Below are 18,648 nucleotides of genomic sequence, written 5' to 3'. Positions count from 1 at the left end.
CCACGTTTCTAGACAGGATCACTATGCCGGCTTCATTCGTTCACCTACGCCTGCACACTGAATACTCCCTGGTCGACGGCCTGGTACGGATCAAACCGCTGGTCAAAACCCTGGTGGGCATGAACATGCCTGCGGTAGCGGTTACCGATCAGAACAACATGTGTTCCCTGGTCAAGTTCTACAAGAACGCCATGGGCGCCGGTATCAAGCCGATTTGCGGTGCCGACCTGTGGCTGTCCAACAAAGACCCGGATAACCCCCTGAGCCGCATCAGCCTGCTGGCGATGAACGGCGTGGGTTATCGCAACCTCACCGAATTGATTTCCCGTGGCTTTATCGACGGCCAGCGTAATGGCTCGATCATTATCGAGCGCGAATGGGTCGCCGAGGCCAGCGAAGGCCTGATCATGCTGTCGGCCGCCAAAGAGGGCGAGATCGGTATCGCGCTGCTGGGTGGCAACCCTCAAGAAGCCGAAGTACTGGCCAAGGAGTGGATGCAGGTCTTCCCTGATCGTTTCTATCTGGAAGTCCAGCGTACCAACCGCCCCAACGATGAAGAGCATCTGCACGCCGCCGTGGCCCTGGCCGACAAGCTGGGCGCGCCGCTGGTGGCGACCAACGATGTGCGTTTCATCAAGAAGGAAGACTTCGAAGCCCACGAAACCCGCGTATGCATCGGCGAAGGTCGGGCCCTGGATGACCCGCGTCGCTCGAAGAACTACAGCGAGGAGCAGTACCTCAAAAGCGCCGAAGAGATGGCCGAGTTGTTCAGCGACCTGCCCGAGGCCCTGGAAAACTCCGTCGAGATTGCCAAACGCTGCAATATCGAAGTGAAGCTGGGCAAGCACTTCCTGCCCAACTTCCCGATTCCCGATGGCATGACCATCGATGAGTATTTTCGCAAGGTGTCCTTCGACGGGCTGGAAGAGCGCCTCAGCGTTCTGCTGCCCAAGGACACCACCGAGGATTACGACGCCAAGCGTCAGGTCTACGTTGACCGGCTGAATTTCGAGCTGGATATCATCATCCAGATGGGCTTCCCCGGTTACTTCCTGATCGTGATGGACTTTATCCAGTGGGCCAAGAACAACGGCGTACCGGTAGGTCCGGGCCGGGGGTCAGGTGCTGGGTCGTTGGTTGCCTACGTGCAGAAAATTACCGACCTCGACCCGCTGGAATATGACCTGCTGTTCGAACGTTTCCTTAACCCGGAACGGGTTTCCATGCCCGACTTCGACGTCGACTTCTGCATGGACGGCCGTGACCGCGTGATCGAGTACGTGGCCGAGAAATATGGTCGCAACGCAGTAAGCCAGATCATCACCTTCGGTTCCATGGCCGCAAAAGCTGTAATCCGCGACGTGGCACGCGTGCAGGGCAAGTCCTACGGCCTGGCGGATCGCCTGTCGAAGATGATCCCGTTCGAAGTCGGCATGACCCTGGAGAAAGCCTACGAGCAGGAAGAGATCCTGCGCGACTTCATCAAGGTCGATGAAGAAGCCGCCGAAATCTGGGACATGGCGCGCAAGCTCGAAGGCGTGGTGCGTAACGTCGGTAAACACGCCGGTGGCGTGGTGATCGCACCCACCAAGCTCACTGACTTTTCGCCGATCTATTGCGACGAAGAAGGCGATGGCCTGGTAACCCAGTTCGACAAGGATGACGTGGAGGCGGCCGGCCTGGTGAAGTTCGACTTCCTCGGCCTGCGGACCCTGACGATCATCGACTGGGCGCTCAAGACCATCAACCGCGACCGCGCCAAGGTCGGTGAGGAACCGCTGGATATCGCCTTCATCCCGCTGGATGACAAGCCGACCTACACCCTGCTGCAAAAAGCCGAAACCACGGCGGTGTTCCAGCTTGAGTCGCGCGGTATGAAAGAGCTGATCAAAAAGCTCAAGCCCGACTGCCTCGAAGACTTGATCGCATTGGTGGCCCTCTTCCGTCCAGGCCCGCTGCAATCGGGCATGGTGGACGACTTCATCAACCGTAAGCACGGCCGTGCCGAACTGGCTTACCCGCACTCGGACTACCAATACGAAGGCCTCAAGCCTGTGTTGGCGCCGACTTACGGCATCATCCTGTATCAGGAACAGGTGATGCAGATCGCTCAGGTGATGGCCGGTTACACCCTGGGTGGCGCGGACATGCTGCGTCGAGCCATGGGTAAGAAAAAACCCGAGGAAATGGCCAAGCAGCGCGGCGGTTTCATTGAGGGCTGCGCGACCAACAATATCGACGCGGACCTCGCGGGTAACATCTTCGACCTAGTAGAGAAATTCGCCGGTTACGGCTTCAACAAATCCCACTCCGCCGCCTACGGCCTGGTGTCGTACCAGACCGCCTGGCTGAAAGCCCACTACCCGGCGCCGTTCATGGCTGCGGTACTGTCGGCGGATATGCACAACACCGACAAGGTCGTGACCTTGATCGAAGAAGTGCGCACCATGAAGCTGCGCCTCGATGCGCCGGACGTGAACGCTTCGGAGTTCAAGTTCACGGTGAACGACGAAGGCCGCATCATCTATGGCCTGGGCGCGATCAAGGGCGTCGGCGAAGGCCCGGTGGAAGCCATCACCGAAGCGCGCCTGGACGGGCCATTCAAAGACCTGTTCGACTTCTGCGCACGGGTGGACCTCAAGCGCATCAACAAACGGACACTCGACGGCCTGATCCGCAGCGGTGCTCTCGACCGTCTCGGCCCGTATTTCCATGATGAGCCCAAGGCCTACCAGGCCAATATCGACCGCAACCGCGCGGTATTGCTCGCCGCCATGGAAGAAGCGATCAAAGCCGCCGAGCAGACCGCGCGTACCCATGACAGCGGCCATGCCGACCTGTTTGGCGGGTTGTTCGTCGAAGAAGACGCAGACGTCTATGGCAACCATCGCAAGGCCAAGGAACTGACGCTCAAGGAACGTCTCAAGGGCGAGAAAGATACCTTGGGCCTGTACCTCACCGGTCACCCGATTGACGAATACGAAGGTGAGATCCGCCGGTTCGCCCGTCAGCGCATTATCGACCTGAAGCCAGCGCGGGACACACAGACCGTCGCCGGCATGATCATCGCCCTGCGGGTGATGAAGAATAAGAAGGGCGACAAGATGGGGTTCATCACCCTCGACGACCGTTCGGGCCGTATCGAGGCGTCGCTGTTTGCCGACGCGTTCCATTCCGCTCAGTCGCTGTTGCAGACCGACGCGATGGTGGTGGTGGAAGGGGAGGTCAGCAACGATGACTTCTCCGGCGGCCTGCGCCTGCGGATCAAGCGGGTGATGAGCATGGAAGATGCGCGCACCAATTTGGCCGAAAGCTTGCGCTTGAAGGTGAAAACCGAAGCGCTCAAGGGCGATCAGCTACGCTGGTTGGGCGACCTGCTCAAACGCCACCGCGGCGCGTGCCCGGTGACCATGGAGTACACCGGCAATGACGCCAAGGCCATGTTGCAGTTTGGCGAGACCTGGCGAATTGATCCCGCAGATGGCTTGATTCAAGCTTTGCGTGACCAGTTCGGGCGAGACAACGTCTTCCTCCAATACCGTTGACGGTCAGAGATGTCTGATCTCGACTAAACATTTAATCTCGACCTAAACGCGCCTCTCCCTTAAGGTAGGGCGCGAATAGACAACCGGCTGGCCAGGCACGCCCTGGCCGTCGACCCAAGACGGACGCTTATGAACCCGAATTTTCTTGATTTCGAACAGCCGATCGCTGACCTGCAAGCCAAGATTGAAGAACTGCGCCTGGTCGGCAATGACAATTCGCTGAACATCGGCGATGAGATCGCTCGCCTGCAAGACAAGAGCAGCACGCTCACCGAAGACATCTTCGGCAAGCTGACCAGCTGGCAGATTGCGCGCCTGGCCCGCCACCCGCGCCGTCCCTATACCCTGGACTACATTCAGCACATCTTCACCGAGTTCGACGAGCTGCATGGCGACCGCCACTTCTCCGACGACGCGGCCATCGTGGGTGGTATCGCTCGCCTGGACGACCAGCCGGTGATGGTGATCGGTCACCAGAAAGGCCGTGAAGTGCGCGAGAAAGTCCGCCGCAACTTCGGCATGCCGCGCCCGGAAGGCTACCGCAAGGCTTGCCGACTGATGGAAATGGCCGAGCGCTTCAAGATGCCAATCCTGACCTTCATCGATACCCCGGGCGCCTACCCAGGTATCGACGCAGAAGAGCGCAACCAGAGCGAGGCTATCGCCTGGAACCTGCGCGTCATGTCCCGCCTGAAAACCCCGATCATCGCCACTGTGATTGGTGAAGGTGGTTCCGGTGGTGCGCTGGCCATCGGCGTCTGCGACCAGTTGAACATGTTGCAATACTCGACCTACGCGGTGATCTCGCCGGAAGGTTGCGCCTCGATCCTGTGGAAAACCGCCGAAAAGGCACCAGATGCTGCCGAAGCCATGGGCATCACCGCTGATCGCCTCAAAGGCCTGGGTATCGTGGACAAAGTGATCGCCGAGCCTTTGGGCGGCGCCCACCGTGACCCGGCTGCTGCGGCGGCGACTATCCGCGCCGAGCTGGGCTCGCAACTGGCAATGCTCAAGAAGCTGGATAACGACGCGCTGCTGGCCCGTCGTTATGAGCGCCTGATGAGCTACGGTCTGTAAGACCCAGCAATACCCAATGTGGGAGCCGGCTTGTGTGGGAGCTGGCTTGCCTGCGATAGCATCACCTCGGTGCAACTGCAAAACCGAGGCGCCTGCATCGCGGGCAAGCCACGCTCCCACACAAGCCCGCTCCCACATTTGCTTTGTGTATGCTTGGCTAACGTATTCCAGATTTGCGGCGGTAACCTGTGATGAAAACATCTCTTCCCGCCAAACTCCTGCAAGCTCTGTCACCCTGGCGCAACGCCCCGGCCTGGCACATCGCATTCTCCGGTGGCCTTGATTCCACCGTCTTGCTGCATCTCCTGGCCCATCTGGCCAACACCGAAACCCTGCCCCCCCTCAGCGCTGTCCATGTCCACCATGGCCTGCAAGCTGCCGCCGACGCGTGGCCTGCTCACTGCCAGTCGATCTGCGACGCCCTCGGCCTGCCGTTGCGCGTGATGCGCGTGCAGGTACAACCTGGCGCCAGCCTTGAACGTGCTGCCCGTGACGCGCGTTACCAGGCATTCACCGAGGTGACCGGGGCAGGGCAGGTGTTGCTGACGGGCCAGCATCGCGATGATCAAGCGGAAACCTTGTTATTCCGCCTATTGCGCGGGGCGGGTGTGCGCGGGCTGGCGGCGATCCCGGCGCAGCGTCCTTTGGCGGGTGGCTACCTGGTACGACCGTTGCTCGATGTACCCCGCGAAGCATTGGAGGCGTATGCCCACGCGCATCAACTCAAATGGATTGAGGATCCTTCCAACGCCGATCCGCGGTTCTCCCGTAATTACCTGCGTCACCGCGTGTTTCCTGCGTTGACGGCGCGCTGGCCCCAGGCTGTTGCCAACCTGGGCCGCACCGCCGAGCACCTGAGTGAGGCGCAGGGGTTGTTGGAAGAGTTGGCACAGTTGGACCTGCGTGCTGCCGGCCAGGCTTCGCCATTTCCCTGGCTGCACCTGCCGTCCTTGGCACTTGCGCCGCTGTGCGAGCTGTCCGACGCCCGCCAACGCAATGCCCTGCGCCATTGGCTGGCGCCACTGACCCGCTTGCCCGACAGCGACCACTGGGCCGGTTGGCACTCCCTGCGTGACGCCAAGGGCGATGCACAGCCCCTATGGCGCTTGGCCGACGGCGAGTTGCACCGGTGTGGCCAGCGCATCTGGTGGCTGCCGTCTACAGGATCGGAATTTTCCGACGCAGCGGTGAGCTGGCCCGATCCGCAAAACCCACTAGAGTTACCCGGCAATGGTCAGCTAAAGCTGATTGGCGAGGCGCCTGAAGGTCCGCTGCAGATCCGCTACCGCCAGGGCGGCGAAATCATCGATGTGCCAGGTCGCGGTCGGCGTGACTTGAAGCGCCTGCTTAACGAAAGTGGCTTGCCAGGCTTCGTCCGTGGCAGATTGCCGCTGCTGTACCAAGGCCAGCAATTGCTGGGTGCGCCCAGCCTCGCGGGACTCTGGCCTGCACCGAGTGATGACTGGCATTTACATTGGATGCCACAGACCTGCGATCAAGGTTTGAGCTGATAGAGCCTTTCCGGTAGACTACGCTCCCTTCTTGATACAACTTCTGTGGATTCGACTGAATCGCAGCAGTTGCCGATTACCAAGCAGTCTTTGCTGGGCGATTCCAAAAAATGTGTAGCGATCAACGTACCGGTGCTTCATTGCTGGTCTGTCACCACGCGGCGGTTTTTTTGAAAGGTGCACTGTGATTAATGCAGGTGATCGGGGGCTTCGGCCTTCCTTCGCTTTCCCCGGCGGCTCGGACCGCTTTAACGCAGACTTCTAGGGTTTTTCATGACGCGCTACATATTCGTCACGGGCGGTGTTGTTTCTTCATTGGGGAAAGGCATTGCCTCCGCTTCATTGGCGGCCATCCTGGAGGCGCGGGGACTTAAGGTCACCATGCTCAAGCTGGACCCGTACATCAACGTTGACCCGGGCACCATGAGCCCGTTCCAGCACGGTGAAGTGTTCGTCACCCACGACGGCGCCGAGACTGACCTGGACCTGGGCCACTACGAGCGGTTCATCCGCACGACCATGACCCAGAACAACAACTTCACCACCGGTCGTGTCTACGAGCACGTGCTGCGCAAGGAGCGTCGTGGTGACTACCTGGGTGCAACCATCCAGGTAATCCCGCACATCACCGACGAAATCAAGCGCCGCATCATCAAGGGTGCCGGCGATGCCGACGTGGCCATGGTCGAGATCGGCGGCACCGTGGGTGACATCGAGTCCCAACCGTTCCTCGAAGCCATCCGCCAGTTGCGTTTCGAAGTCGGCGCCAAGCGCGCGATGCTGATGCACCTGACCCTGGTGCCGTACATCGCCACCGCCGGCGAGACCAAAACCAAGCCTACCCAGCACTCGGTCAAGGAACTGCGCTCCATCGGCCTGCAGCCGGACGTGCTGGTATGCCGCTCCGATCACCCGATCGACATTTCCTCGCGTCGCAAGATCGCGCAATTCACCAACGTTGAAGAACGTGCGGTAATCGCGCTGGAAGACGCCGACACTATCTACAAGATCCCGGGCATCCTGCACTCGCAAGGCCTGGACGATTTTGTGGTCGAGCGTTTCGGCCTGCAATGCAATGGCGCGGACCTGTCCGAGTGGGAAGCCGTGGTCGACGCCAAGCTCAACCCTGAGCACGAAGTCACCATCGCCATGGTCGGCAAGTACATGGAACTGCTGGACGCGTACAAGTCGCTGATCGAAGCGATGAGCCACGCCGGTATCAGCAACCGTACCAAGGTCAACCTGCGCTACATCGACTCCGAAGATATCGAGAACCAAGGCACTGCCTTGCTCGAAGGTGTGGACGCGATCCTCGTTCCCGGCGGTTTCGGCCTGCGTGGCGTGGAAGGCAAGATCACGGCCGTGCAGTACGCCCGTGAAAACAAGGTTCCGTACCTGGGCATCTGCCTGGGCATGCAAGTGGCCGTTATCGAGTTCGCCCGTAACGTGCTGGGCTGGAAAGACGCCAACTCCACCGAGTTCGACAGCAAGAGCGGTCACCCGGTCGTCGGCCTGATCACCGAGTGGGAAGATGCCACCGGTGCCGTCGAGACCCGTACCGAAGCCTCCGACCTGGGCGGCACCATGCGCCTCGGCGCGCAGGATTGCCTGCTGGAACCGGGCTCGCTGGTTCACGATTGCTACGGCAAGGACGTGATCGTCGAGCGTCACCGTCACCGCTACGAAGTGAACAACAACCTGCTGCCGCAGATCAAAGAGGCCGGCCTGAAAATTTCCGGTCGCTCCGGTGACGGCGCGTTGGTTGAAGTGGTCGAGGCGCCGGATCATCCATGGTTCGTGGCGTGCCAGTTCCACCCTGAGTTCACCTCGACGCCGCGCGACGGTCACCCGTTGTTCAGCGGTTTCGTCAAAGCTGCACTGACGCAACATCAGAAGAAGGCGTAAACCTGATGGCCCAGAAGATCATTCGCGTAGGCGACATCGAGATTGCCAACGACAAGCCCATGGTGCTGTTCGGCGGCATGAACGTGCTGGAAAGCCGCGACATGGCGATGCAGGTCTGTGAAGAGTACGTCAAGGTCACCGAGAAACTCGGTATCCCCTACGTGTTCAAGGCCAGCTTCGACAAGGCCAACCGTTCGTCCGTGACCTCCTATCGCGGCCCAGGCCTTGAAGAAGGCATGCGGATCTTCCAGGACATCAAGCAAGCCTTCGGCGTGCCGATCATCACCGACGTCCACGAGCCTGAACAGGCCGCCGTGGTCGCCGAGGTGTGCGACATCATCCAGTTGCCGGCCTTCCTGTCGCGCCAGACCGACCTGGTGGTCGCGATGGCCAAGACCGGCGCTGTGATCAATATCAAGAAAGCCCAGTTCCTCGCGCCCCAGGAGATGAAACACATCCTGAACAAGTGCGTGGAAGCGGGTAACGACCAGTTGATCCTCTGCGAGCGTGGTTCGAGCTTCGGCTACAACAACCTCGTGGTGGATATGCTCGGTTTCGGCATCATGAAACAGTTCGAATACCCGGTGTTCTTCGACGTGACTCACGCGCTGCAAATGCCCGGTGGTCGCGCCGATTCCGCGGGTGGGCGCCGTGCCCAGGTGCTGGACCTGGCCAAGGCGGGCATCAGCCAGTCCCTGGCCGGCCTGTTCCTGGAAGCCCACCCGGACCCGGACAACGCCAAGTGCGATGGCCCATGCGCCCTGCGCCTGGACAAGCTGGAGCCGTTCCTGGCCCAGCTCAAGCAGTTGGACGAACTGGTCAAGAGTTTTCCGACGGTAGAGACCGCGTAAGCTTCGTTTCTCCGGTAGAATTTCCCACGCTTTACGCTCAGGCCTGCGGGCCTGAGCCTTGTCGTCTGCAAGCCTGCCTCGTTGTTCCACCCTTGCGGTCGGTCAAAAGATTTCCTTCAGCTGCGTCGTTTTCGTCAACTTTGGAGTGTTTACAACAATGGCAAAAATCGTCGACATCAAAGGTCGTGAAGTTCTCGACTCCCGTGGCAACCCCACCGTCGAAGCCGACGTGCTTCTCGATAACGGCATCATCGGCAGCGCCTGCGCGCCGTCCGGTGCTTCCACCGGTTCGCGCGAAGCGCTGGAACTGCGTGATGGCGACAAGAGCCGTTACCTGGGCAAGGGTGTACTCAAGGCTGTAGCCAACATCAACGGCCCGATTCGTGACCTGTTGCTGGGCAAGGATCCGCTGGACCAGAAAGCCCTGGACCACGCGATGATCAAGCTCGACGGCACCGAAAACAAAGGCAGCCTGGGCGCCAACGCCATCCTCGCCGTGTCCCTGGCAGCCGCCAAGGCCGCTGCTCAGGACCAGGACCTGCCGCTGTACGCTCACATTGCCAACCTCAACGGTACTCCAGGTGTCTACTCGATGCCGGTGCCGATGATGAACATCATCAACGGTGGCGAACACGCCGATAACAACGTCGACATCCAGGAATTCATGGTACAGCCGGTTGGCGCCAAGTCCTTCTCCGAAGGCCTGCGCATGGGTACCGAGATTTTCCATCACCTCAAGGCTGTGCTGAAGGCCCGTGGCCTGAGTACTGCTGTGGGTGACGAAGGTGGTTTCGCACCGAACCTGGCGTCCAACGAAGATGCACTGAAAGTGATCTCCGAAGCCGTCGCCAACGCTGGCTACAAGCTGGGCACCGACGTGACCCTGGCCCTGGACTGCGCGGCCAGCGAGTTCTATGAGGACGGTAAATACAACCTGTCCGGCGAAGGCCAAGTGTTCAACTCCGAAGGTTTCGCGGAATACCTGAAGGGCCTGACCCAGCGCTACCCGATCATCTCGATCGAAGACGGCCTGGACGAGTCCGACTGGGACGGCTGGAAAATCCTCACCGACAAGATCGGCGAGAAGATCCAACTGGTGGGCGACGACTTGTTCGTGACCAACACCAAGATCCTGAAAGAAGGCATCGATAAAAAGATCGCCAACTCGATCCTGATCAAGTTCAACCAGATCGGCACCCTGACCGAAACCCTGGAAGCCATCCAGATGGCCAAGGCTGCGGGCTACACGGCCGTGATCTCGCACCGCTCCGGCGAAACCGAAGATTCGACCATTGCCGACCTGGCCGTGGGCACCTCGGCAGGCCAGATCAAGACCGGTTCCCTGTGCCGTTCCGACCGCGTTTCCAAGTACAACCAATTGCTGCGTATCGAAGAGCAACTGGCTGGCAAGGCCAAGTACAACGGTCGCGGCGAGTTTCGCGGCTGATCGCTACGTGGTAAAAATGGTAAAAGGTCGGCGGATTGCGTCGGAAAACTCACGACAGTGTGTAATTCGACGCTAATCTGATGGCTATCAAGCACAAGCCTGGTTTTTCCAGGCTTCGTGCTATCAGTTGCTGCAAAAGTTTTGCATGGCGGTCTTTTTTCACTGGATACCCGATATTCGATGCGCAGTCCCAATTGGTTGTTCCTCGTCTTGCTCTTGTTGCTGGCTGGCCTGCAGTACCGCCTATGGGTGGGTAATGGCAGCTTTGCGCAGGTAAAAGACCTGACCCAGCAAATTGCCGACCAGCACGCCGAAAACGAACGCCTGCTGGAACGCAATCGCGTCCTCGATGCCGAGGTGCTTGAGCTGAAAAAAGGCACGGAGACCGTTGAAGAGCGGGCCCGTCATGAACTAGGCATGGTCAAGGAGGGCGAAACCCTCTACCAGTTGGCCCAATGAGTGACCGTTTGCCGGCCTTCTGGGCCGTGATTCCTGCCGCGGGCGTCGGTGCCCGTATGGCTGCGGACCGTCCCAAGCAATACTTGCAACTGGGCGGGCGCACAATTCTCGAACACAGCCTCGGCTGTTTTCTCGACCATCCGAACCTCAAGGGGCTGGTGGTCAGTCTCGCGACTGATGATCCTTATTGGCCGACCCTGGCCTGTGCTGCAGACGCGCGTATCCAGCGTGCGGACGGCGGTTCGGAGCGCTCGGGCTCGGTGCTCAATGCCTTGCTGCAACTCAATGCCCTGGGCGCCCATGACGACGACTGGGTGTTGGTGCACGACGCTGCGCGTCCCAATCTGAGCCGTGACGATCTCGACAAACTCTTGACTGAACTGGCGGATGACCCGGTCGGTGGCCTATTGGCCGTGCCGGCCCGCGACACCCTCAAGCGCGCCGACAAGCACGGTCGCATTGTGGAAACCGTCGACCGCAGCCTGATCTGGCAGGCCTACACGCCGCAGATGTTCCGCCTGGGTGCTTTGCACCGTGCCTTGGCCGACAGCCTGGTGGCGGATGCAGTCATCACCGATGAAGCATCAGCCATGGAATGGTCCGGCCAGGCGCCGCGCCTGATCGAAGGGCGCTCGGACAATATCAAGGTGACCCGGCCGGAAGATCTGGAGTGGTTGCGGCTGCGCTGGGCGAATCGCGGGTAGGCAGTTAAACCGCGTCGACTTCATCGCAGGCAGCCAGCTCCCACATTTGACCGCGTTTACCCTGCAGGAATGCAGTCAATGCGGGAGCAGGCTTGTCTGCGAAGAGACCGGCACAAACAGCCAATAATCACTGGCTGTACTCCGGCCGCCCAGCCAGCCCCTCCTTCAAGAAATCCACCAACTTCCTGACCTTCGGCGACAAATGCCGCTGCTGCGGATACAGCGCCCACACCGCCGTATTCGGCGGTTGATGCGCCTCCAGCAACGACACCAGCGCACCACTGTGCAGATGCTCCAGCACGTAATAGTCCGGCAGTTGGCATAACCCGACACCCTGCAACGCTGCATCCAGCACCGCCTGCCCACTGTTGCAGCGCCAGTTTCCCTGCACACGTTGAGAAAATTCCCGCCCGTCCTGGGCCAGTTGCCAGATATCCGAGCTGCCGATCAGGCAGTTATGCCGACTCAATTCCGACAGGCTATGTGGCCGACCATACCGCGCCAAGTAGGACGGCGACGCGCACAGGTACATGCGCCTCGGCGCCAGTCGGCTGGCAACCATGCGCGAATCTTGCAAACGCCCCAGGCGAATGGCCAGGTCGAGGCCTTCGTGCACCAGGTCCAGTTGGCGGTTGCTCAACTCGATATCCACCCGCAACTGCGGGTACAACCCCATGAACCGTGTGACCAGCGGCACGATGAAGCGCTCGCCGTACGCCACCGCGCAGGTCATGCGCAACATGCCCTTGGGCTCGCTGGTGAGATCGCCCACCGCACGCAGGGCCTCTTCGCGACCATCCTGCAGGCGTTGGCAGTGTTGCAGGAAGGTCTGGCCCGCTTCGGTCAGGGTCACCTTGCGCGTACTGCGATACAGCAATCGCGTTTGCAGGCGTTCTTCCAGGCGTGCGACCTGCCGGCTGATGTGCGATGAAGACACCCCCAACCGTTCCGCTGCTGCGGTGAACTGGCTGCATTCGGCCACCGCGACAAACTCATCGATGCCTTCCCAGCGGTTTTCCAGCATGGTGATTGTCCCTGTACAGCAATAAAGTTTTGCTTTGGCCTGGATTATTAATCAGATAGCCATGTTTTACACTCTACGTCTCAGTTTTTAACTCCCTGGAGAAACCCGGATGATCAAGTCCCGCGCCGCCGTAGCCTTCGAAGCCAAGAAGCCCCTGGAGATCGTCGAAGTGGATGTGGCCATGCCCAAGGCGGGCGAAGTGCTGTTGCGCGTAGTCGCGTCCGGCGTGTGCCATACCGACGCCTACACCCTGTCGGGCGCGGACCCGGAAGGTATCTTCCCGTCGATCCTCGGTCACGAAGGCGGTGCCGTGGTTGAAGCGATCGGCGAAGGCGTGACGTCGGTGGCTGTCGGCGACCATGTGATCCCGCTGTACACCCCGGAATGCGGCAAGTGCAAATTCTGCCTGTCGGGCAAGACCAACCTCTGCCAGGCCATCCGTTCCACCCAGGGCAAAGGCCTGATGCCGGACGGCACTACGCGTTTTTCCTACAAGGGCCAGCCGATTTTCCACTACATGGGCACCTCGACCTTTTCCGAGTACACCGTGCTGCCAGAAATTTCCGTGGCCAAGATTCCTAAAGAAGCACCACTGGAAAAAGTCTGCTTGCTGGGCTGTGGCGTCACCACCGGCATCGGTGCGGTGATCAACACCGCCAAGGTCAAGCCGGGCGACACCGTGGCCATCTTCGGCCTAGGCGGCATTGGCCTGTCGGCGGTGATCGGCGCGGTCAAGGCCAAGGCTGGCCGCATCATTGCCATCGATATCAACCCGGCCAAGTTCGAGATCGCCAAGCAATTGGGCGCCACCGACTGCATCAACCCGAAAGACTACGATCGTCCGATCCAGGACGTGATCGTCGACCTGACTGACGGCGGCGTGGACTTCTCCTTTGAATGCATCGGTAACGTGCAACTGATGCGTGCCGCCCTCGAGTGCTGCCACAAAGGCTGGGGCGAGTCGGTGATCATCGGCGTGGCCGGTGCAGGCCAGGAAATCGCCACCCGTCCATTCCAGTTGGTGACCGGCCGCGTCTGGCGCGGTTCGGCATTTGGTGGCGTGCGCGGCCGTACCGAACTGCCGAGCTACGTGGAAATGGCCCAGGCCGGCGAGATCCCGCTGGACACCTTCATCACCCACACCATGGGCCTGGAAGACATCAACAAAGCGTTTGACCTGATGCACGAAGGCAAGAGCATTCGTACCGTCATCCACTTCTGAGGTCGGCCATGAGTCTGGAAAACCTGTCGTGCCAGAAAAGCTTCGGCGGCTGGCATAAACGCTACAAGCATCATTCCGATGTGCTCGGTTGCGACATGACCTTCGCCGTCTACCTGCCACCGCAAGCGGAGCAGGGCGGCAAGTTGCCGGTGTTGTACTGGCTGTCCGGGCTTACCTGCACCGATGAGAACTTCATGCAGAAGGCCGGCGCCCAGCGCATGGCCGCCGAGCTGGGGTTGATCATCGTTGCGCCAGACACCAGCCCGCGTGGGCCAGGCGTGCCGGGTGATCCGGACAACGCCTGGGACTTCGGCCTCGGCGCAGGCTTTTACCTGAATGCCACGCAGGAACCTTGGGCCAAGCACTATCGGATGCATGACTACGTGGTGCAGGAATTGCCTGCGTTGGTTGAAGCGCATTTCCCGGCGTCGGACAAACGCGGCATCAGTGGCCACTCCATGGGTGGCCACGGAGCGCTGGTGTGCGCCCTGCGTAACCCTGGGCGTTACCAGTCGGTGTCGGCGTTCTCGCCGATCAACAACCCAATGGATTGCCCGTGGGGCCAGAAAGCCTTCTCGCGTTATTTGGGCGAAGAACGCTCAAAATGGCGCGAGTGGGACGCCTGCGTGCTGATCAGCGAAGCCTCGGAAAAGCTGCCACTGCTGGTGGATCAGGGCGACCGCGACGATTTCCTCGCCGTGCAACTCAAGCCTGAAGCCCTGCAGCAAGCGGCCAAGGCGGCCAACCATCCGTTGGAACTGCGCCTGCAACCCGGCTACGACCATAGCTACTTCTTTATCGCCAGCTTCATCGAAGATCATTTGCGACACCATGGCCGTGCTTTGCTCGGTTAATGTGAGGCAAAAGTAGGTAGAATCACGCCCTGAATTAAATCGGGGCGTTTTTTTATGCGTATTGGCCACGGCTACGATGTGCACCGTTTCGCTGAAGGCGATTTCATTACCTTGGGCGGCGTGCGCATTGCTCACCACCATGGTTTGCTGGCTCATTCCGACGGCGACGTTGTGTTGCATGCCTTGAGCGATGCCTTGCTCGGCGCGGCGGCGTTGGGCGATATCGGCAAGCACTTTCCGGACACCGACCCGACCTTCAAGGGCGCGGACAGCCGTGTATTGCTGCGCCATGTGGTCGGCCTGATCCATGCCCAGGGCTGGAAGGTCGGCAACGTCGACAACACCATCGTGGCCCAGGCGCCGAAGATGGCTCCCCATATCGAGTCGATGCGCGCGTTGATCGCGGCGGATCTGCAAATTGAACTGGATCAAGTGAACGTGAAAGCCACCACCACCGAAAAGCTCGGGTTCACCGGTCGTGAAGAGGGCATCGCCGTGCACTCCGTTGCCTTGTTGCTGCGCGCATGAATGATCTGCAACTGTTGGGGCCACGGGCCTATGGCGAGGTCCTGGGCAGCGCGGTCCTGAAGGCGACCGCCGAAGACTTCCAGGTTGACGAAGTGCTGGATATCCCGTTGACCGGCGAGGGCGAGCACCTCTGGTTGTGGGTGGAGAAGCGTGGCCTCAACACCGAGGAAGCCGCGCGGCGTATCGCCAAGGCGGCAGGCGTGCCGTTGCGCACCGTCAGCTATGCCGGGCTCAAGGATCGCCAGGCGTTGACCCGCCAATGGTTCAGCGTGCAGCTGCCAGGCAAGGCCGACCCGGACATGAGCGCTGCGCAAAACGACACCCTCAAGATCCTCAAGACCGCTCGCCATAAACGCAAGTTGCAGCGCGGCGCGCACTCGGCCAATGGTTTCACCTTGCGCCTGACGCAGTTGGCCGGTGATACCGCCGCCCTCGACGCACGGTTGCAGCTGATTGCCCAGCATGGCATTCCCAACTATTTCGGTGCCCAGCGCTTTGGTCATAACGGCGGTAACGTCGTCGATGCCCGTGAGTGGGCCGCGCGCAAAGCCTTGCCGGAGCAGCGCAATGTGCGTTCACGCCTGCTGTCCACGGCGCGCAGTTTCCTGTTCAACAAGGTGCTGGCGGCACGTGTGGCCGACGGCTCCTGGCAGCGAGCCCAAGTCGGTGACCTGTTGGCGTTTACCGACAGTCGCAGTTTTTTCCCGGCAGGCGAAGCCGAATGCAGTGACCCGCGCCTGGCGATCCTGGACCTGCACCCGACCGGCCCCCAGTGGGGCGAAGGTGATTCACCTGCCAGTGGTGCAACCTTTGAGCTGGAACAGGCGGTTGCCGCCGATGAAGCAGACCTGCGCGATTGGCTGGTGAATGCGGGCATGAGCCAGGAACGTCGCATTCTGCGACTGCCCATTGGCGGTTTGACGTGGCATTATCCCTCGCTGGACATTCTGCAATTGGAATTCGTCCTGCCGGCCGGATGCTTCGCCACTGCCTTGGTGCGCGAGCTTGTTGATCTGGTGCCGGTGGGGCAGACGGACAACCCATGCGTATTCTGATATCAAACGATGACGGTGCCACCGCACCCGGCCTTGCCGCGCTCTATGCTGCGCTGGAAGATTATGCCGAGTGCGTGGTGGTTGCCCCCGACCAGGACAAGAGCGGCGCCAGCAGTTCGCTGACGCTCGACCGTCCGCTGCACCCGCAAGTCCTGGCCAATGGCTTTATCAGTGTGAACGGCACCCCCACCGACTGCGTCCACCTGGCGATCAACAGCCTGCTGGAGCAGGAGCCGGATCTGGTGGTGTCGGGCATCAACCTGGGTGCAAACCTGGGGGATGACGTGCTGTATTCCGGTACCGTGGCGGCAGCGCTTGAAGGGCGTTTCCTGGGGCGTACCGCGTTCGCTTTTTCGTTTGCCTCGCGCCAACTGGACAACCTGCCCACCGCTGCGTATTTCGCACGCAAGCTGGTGGAGGCCCATGGCTCCCTGAATCTGCCGCCGCGCACAGTGCTCAACGTCAATATTCCCAACCTGCCCCTTGATCACATTCGCGGCATCCAGCTGACGCGCCTGGGCCATCGTGCCCGTGCGGCGGCGCCGATGAAGGTGGTCGACCCGCGTGGCAAGGAAGGCTATTGGATCGCCGCAGCAGGTGATGCCGAAGACGGCGGAGAGGGCACGGACTTTCATGCGGTGATGCAAGGTTATGTGTCGATTACCCCATTGCAGTTTGACCGTACCTTCAGTGATGCCTTCAGTGGTCTCGATGGCTGGCTGGAGGGGCTGCGCTGATGGGCCGTGAACAAGACGACTTGCTGCGCCGGGGGATCGGGATGACGTCCCAGCGTACCCGCGAACGCCTGATCCAGCGCTTGTACGAAGAGGGCTTGTCCAACGCCCAGGTGCTGGAAGTGATCCGGCGCACGCCGCGGCACCTGTTTGTCGATGAAGCCCTGGCCCACCGTGCCTACGAAGACACGGCACTGCCCATCGGCCACAACCAGACCATCTCCCAGCCGTACATGGTGGCGCGCATGAGCGAGCTGCTGCTGGCGGCGGGGCCTTTGGACAAGGTGCTGGAAATCGGCACCGGCTCCGGCTACCAGACCGCCGTGCTGGCGCAACTGGTGGAGCGGGTATTCTCGGTGGAGCGCATCAAGGTGTTGCAAGACCGCGCCAAGGAGCGCCTGGTGGAGCTGAACCTGCGCAACGTGGTCTTCCGTTGGGGCGATGGCTGGGAAGGCTGGCCGGCGCTGGCGCCTTACAACGGCATCATCGTGACCGCCGTGGCCACCGACGTTCCGCAAGCACTGCTCGATCAGCTCGCTCCCGGCGGGCGCCTGGTAATCCCGGTGGGCTCCGGTGAGGTGCAACAGTTGATGCTCATTATCCGTGAGGACGAAGGCTTTTCCCGGCATGTACTGGGGGCCGTTCGGTTTGTGCCGTTGCTCAATGGCCCGCTGGCCTGATCAATTTCTGCCGGCGGTGAATTCTGCTGGCGGGGATGTGTCTTACAGCGGGGTCTATTGAGTCAACATGATCGGCGCCACGATTCAACACGCTGATTGATGGGTTTCAGACGTGTGCCGGTAAAACGCCAATGCCCAGTTATACTTGCGTCATATTTCAAGCCTGGTACAGGCGTTCATGTTCAGCCACCACAAAGGGAGCGGCGGGTGAGTCTCACAGGTCTTGCGCAGCGTATGAGTAAAACAAGCTTTCATCGACTGGTGCTTGGCCTCGTCTTCAGTTCCGTACTGGCAGGGTGTTCCAGCTCGCCAAGCAGCGGCGCGCGGGTGGTTGACCGTAATAATGCGGCGCCGCAAAAACCGACGGTGACGACCGGGCAATATGTAGTGCGCAAGGGCGATACGATGTTCTCGATTGCCTTCCGCTATGGCTGGGACTACAAGGCGCTCGCAGCTCGTAACAATATTCCTGTGCCCTACACGATACATCCCGGCCAGACGATTCGCTTCGACGGTCGTACCGGTTCAGCGCCTACGGCAGTTGTGACAAACACTGGATCTTCGCCATCGTCTTCGAGCAAAACCACGATCATCACCCGGCCTGCGGGCACCGCTGCGCCTGCGCCTGCAGCCAAGCCGGCACCCGCGCCGTTGCCACCTGCCGGGCCGGCGCCGACCGGTTGGGGATGGCCCTCAAACGGGGTGCTGATTGGAAAATTCTCTTCAAACGGTAGTTTGAATAAAGGCATTGATATCGCCGGGGATTTGGGACAGCCTGTTTTAGCTGCGTCTGATGGGACAGTGGTGTACGCCGGGAGTGGTTTACGGGGCTACGGCGAGCTGGTCATCATCAAACACAGCGATACCTACGTCAGTGCTTACGGCCATAACCGTAGGCTGTTGGTTCGGGAGGGGCAGCAGGTCAAAGTCGGACAGACAATTGCCGAAATGGGGTCAACTGGTACGGACCGGGTGAAACTGCACTTTGAGATTCGCCGTCAAGGGAAGCCTGTAGATCCACTGCAATTCCTACCCCGTCGTTGATGTGTTGC

16 protein-coding genes are annotated in these 18,648 nt (G+C 60.5%); 15 read left to right on the top strand and 1 reads right to left on the bottom strand.

What is annotated here, in order from left to right:
• The first annotated feature begins 23 nt into the window (after positions 1-23).
• The 8 genes from dnaE to ispD all read left to right on the top strand — a co-directional run bounded on the left by dnaE (position 24) and on the right by ispD (position 11,499).
• On the top strand, positions 24-3,545 hold the full coding sequence (gene dnaE, locus KHP07_RS02005) for a DNA polymerase III subunit alpha (RefSeq protein WP_078047212.1): 3,522 nt from the start codon (positions 24-26) through the stop codon (positions 3,543-3,545).
• Positions 3,546-3,674: 129 nt separating this feature from the next.
• Positions 3,675-4,622, top strand: coding sequence for an acetyl-CoA carboxylase carboxyltransferase subunit alpha (locus tag KHP07_RS02000; RefSeq protein ID WP_078047213.1), 948 nt, complete (start codon positions 3,675-3,677; stop codon positions 4,620-4,622).
• Positions 4,623-4,813: 191 nt separating this feature from the next.
• Complete coding sequence (tilS, locus tag KHP07_RS01995; RefSeq protein WP_214496513.1) at positions 4,814-6,133, top strand: tRNA lysidine(34) synthetase TilS; 1,320 nt, start codon at positions 4,814-4,816, stop codon at positions 6,131-6,133.
• A 273-nt stretch (positions 6,134-6,406) separates the two neighbouring features.
• Positions 6,407-8,038 carry a CTP synthase gene (gene pyrG / locus KHP07_RS01990; RefSeq protein ID WP_010212443.1) on the top strand — a complete coding sequence of 544 codons (1,632 nt, stop codon included), beginning with the start codon at positions 6,407-6,409 and terminating at the stop codon, positions 8,036-8,038.
• Positions 8,039-8,043: 5 nt separating this feature from the next.
• A complete protein-coding gene (kdsA, locus tag KHP07_RS01985; RefSeq protein ID WP_010212442.1) occupies positions 8,044-8,889 on the top strand; it encodes a 3-deoxy-8-phosphooctulonate synthase in 846 nt (281 codons plus the stop codon).
• 157 nt (positions 8,890-9,046) lie between these two features.
• Positions 9,047-10,336 carry a phosphopyruvate hydratase gene (gene eno, locus KHP07_RS01980; RefSeq protein ID WP_003189193.1) on the top strand — a complete coding sequence of 430 codons (1,290 nt, stop codon included), beginning with the start codon at positions 9,047-9,049 and terminating at the stop codon, positions 10,334-10,336.
• A 180-nt stretch (positions 10,337-10,516) separates the two neighbouring features.
• Positions 10,517-10,795, top strand: a complete 279-nt coding sequence (gene ftsB / locus KHP07_RS01975; RefSeq protein ID WP_003172294.1) for a cell division protein FtsB — start codon at positions 10,517-10,519, stop codon at positions 10,793-10,795.
• Positions 10,792-11,499 carry a 2-C-methyl-D-erythritol 4-phosphate cytidylyltransferase gene (gene ispD / locus KHP07_RS01970; RefSeq protein ID WP_214496512.1) on the top strand — a complete coding sequence of 236 codons (708 nt, stop codon included), beginning with the start codon at positions 10,792-10,794 and terminating at the stop codon, positions 11,497-11,499. Before ftsB ends, ispD begins: the two co-directional genes overlap by 4 nt.
• Before the next feature lie 127 nt (positions 11,500-11,626).
• On the opposite strand, the gene KHP07_RS01965 is transcribed toward ispD, so the two are convergent.
• Positions 11,627-12,523: a LysR substrate-binding domain-containing protein gene (locus KHP07_RS01965; protein ID WP_078047216.1), complete on the bottom strand. Its 897-nt coding sequence runs from the start codon at positions 12,521-12,523 to the stop codon at positions 11,627-11,629.
• A 109-nt stretch (positions 12,524-12,632) separates the two neighbouring features.
• On the opposite strand from KHP07_RS01965, the gene KHP07_RS01960 reads away from it, so the two are divergent.
• From KHP07_RS01960 to KHP07_RS01930, 7 genes are all read left to right on the top strand, one after another.
• A complete protein-coding gene (locus KHP07_RS01960; RefSeq protein WP_078047217.1) occupies positions 12,633-13,745 on the top strand; it encodes an S-(hydroxymethyl)glutathione dehydrogenase/class III alcohol dehydrogenase in 1,113 nt (370 codons plus the stop codon).
• Positions 13,746-13,753: 8 nt separating this feature from the next.
• The gene (gene fghA / locus KHP07_RS01955) at positions 13,754-14,599 is read left to right on the top strand and encodes an S-formylglutathione hydrolase (RefSeq protein WP_078047218.1); all 846 of its coding nucleotides are present in this window, start codon (positions 13,754-13,756) and stop codon (positions 14,597-14,599) included.
• A 54-nt stretch (positions 14,600-14,653) separates the two neighbouring features.
• On the top strand, positions 14,654-15,127 hold the full coding sequence (gene ispF / locus KHP07_RS01950) for a 2-C-methyl-D-erythritol 2,4-cyclodiphosphate synthase (RefSeq protein WP_078047219.1): 474 nt from the start codon (positions 14,654-14,656) through the stop codon (positions 15,125-15,127).
• Positions 15,124-16,182 (top strand): tRNA pseudouridine(13) synthase TruD, encoded by a 1,059-nt coding sequence (gene truD, locus KHP07_RS01945; protein WP_214496511.1) that lies wholly within the window; start codon positions 15,124-15,126, stop codon positions 16,180-16,182. Before ispF ends, truD begins: the two co-directional genes overlap by 4 nt.
• Positions 16,170-16,919 (top strand): 5'/3'-nucleotidase SurE, encoded by a 750-nt coding sequence (gene surE / locus KHP07_RS01940; RefSeq protein WP_078047221.1) that lies wholly within the window; start codon positions 16,170-16,172, stop codon positions 16,917-16,919. The genes truD and surE overlap by 13 nt, the downstream gene beginning before the upstream one ends.
• Before the next feature lie 41 nt (positions 16,920-16,960).
• Positions 16,961-17,596, top strand: a complete 636-nt coding sequence (locus tag KHP07_RS01935) for a protein-L-isoaspartate(D-aspartate) O-methyltransferase (RefSeq protein WP_010563544.1) — start codon at positions 16,961-16,963, stop codon at positions 17,594-17,596.
• A gap of 207 nt (positions 17,597-17,803) precedes the next feature.
• A complete protein-coding gene (locus KHP07_RS01930) occupies positions 17,804-18,640 on the top strand; it encodes a peptidoglycan DD-metalloendopeptidase family protein (protein WP_099493742.1) in 837 nt (278 codons plus the stop codon).
• The last annotated feature ends 8 nt before the right edge of the window (positions 18,641-18,648 follow it).

Source organism: Pseudomonas sp. VS40, from assembly GCF_018587885.1.
Lineage (GTDB): Bacteria > Pseudomonadota > Gammaproteobacteria > Pseudomonadales > Pseudomonadaceae > Aquipseudomonas > Aquipseudomonas pergaminensis.
This window is presented reverse-complemented; position numbering and strand designations above follow the sequence as displayed.

Excerpts from the sequence above, each read along its gene's own strand:
- ispF (WP_078047219.1), top strand. The coding sequence starts at position 14,654 with ATGCGTATTGGCCACGGCTACGATGTGCACCGTTTCGCTGAAGGCGAT.
- eno (WP_003189193.1), top strand. The coding sequence starts at position 9,047 with ATGGCAAAAATCGTCGACATCAAAGGTCGTGAAGTTCTCGACTCCCGT.
- KHP07_RS01935 (WP_010563544.1), top strand. The coding sequence starts at position 16,961 with ATGACGTCCCAGCGTACCCGCGAACGCCTGATCCAGCGCTTGTACGAA.
- truD (WP_214496511.1), top strand. The coding sequence starts at position 15,124 with ATGAATGATCTGCAACTGTTGGGGCCACGGGCCTATGGCGAGGTCCTG.
- KHP07_RS01965 (WP_078047216.1), bottom strand. The coding sequence starts at position 12,523 with ATGCTGGAAAACCGCTGGGAAGGCATCGATGAGTTTGTCGCGGTGGCC.
- tilS (WP_214496513.1), top strand. The coding sequence starts at position 4,814 with ATGAAAACATCTCTTCCCGCCAAACTCCTGCAAGCTCTGTCACCCTGG.
- KHP07_RS02000 (WP_078047213.1), top strand. The coding sequence starts at position 3,675 with ATGAACCCGAATTTTCTTGATTTCGAACAGCCGATCGCTGACCTGCAA.
- ispD (WP_214496512.1), top strand. The coding sequence starts at position 10,792 with ATGAGTGACCGTTTGCCGGCCTTCTGGGCCGTGATTCCTGCCGCGGGC.
- KHP07_RS01960 (WP_078047217.1), top strand. The coding sequence starts at position 12,633 with ATGATCAAGTCCCGCGCCGCCGTAGCCTTCGAAGCCAAGAAGCCCCTG.
- kdsA (WP_010212442.1), top strand. The coding sequence starts at position 8,044 with ATGGCCCAGAAGATCATTCGCGTAGGCGACATCGAGATTGCCAACGAC.
- fghA (WP_078047218.1), top strand. The coding sequence starts at position 13,754 with ATGAGTCTGGAAAACCTGTCGTGCCAGAAAAGCTTCGGCGGCTGGCAT.
- pyrG (WP_010212443.1), top strand. The coding sequence starts at position 6,407 with ATGACGCGCTACATATTCGTCACGGGCGGTGTTGTTTCTTCATTGGGG.
- ftsB (WP_003172294.1), top strand. The coding sequence starts at position 10,517 with ATGCGCAGTCCCAATTGGTTGTTCCTCGTCTTGCTCTTGTTGCTGGCT.
- dnaE (WP_078047212.1), top strand. The coding sequence starts at position 24 with ATGCCGGCTTCATTCGTTCACCTACGCCTGCACACTGAATACTCCCTG.
- surE (WP_078047221.1), top strand. The coding sequence starts at position 16,170 with ATGCGTATTCTGATATCAAACGATGACGGTGCCACCGCACCCGGCCTT.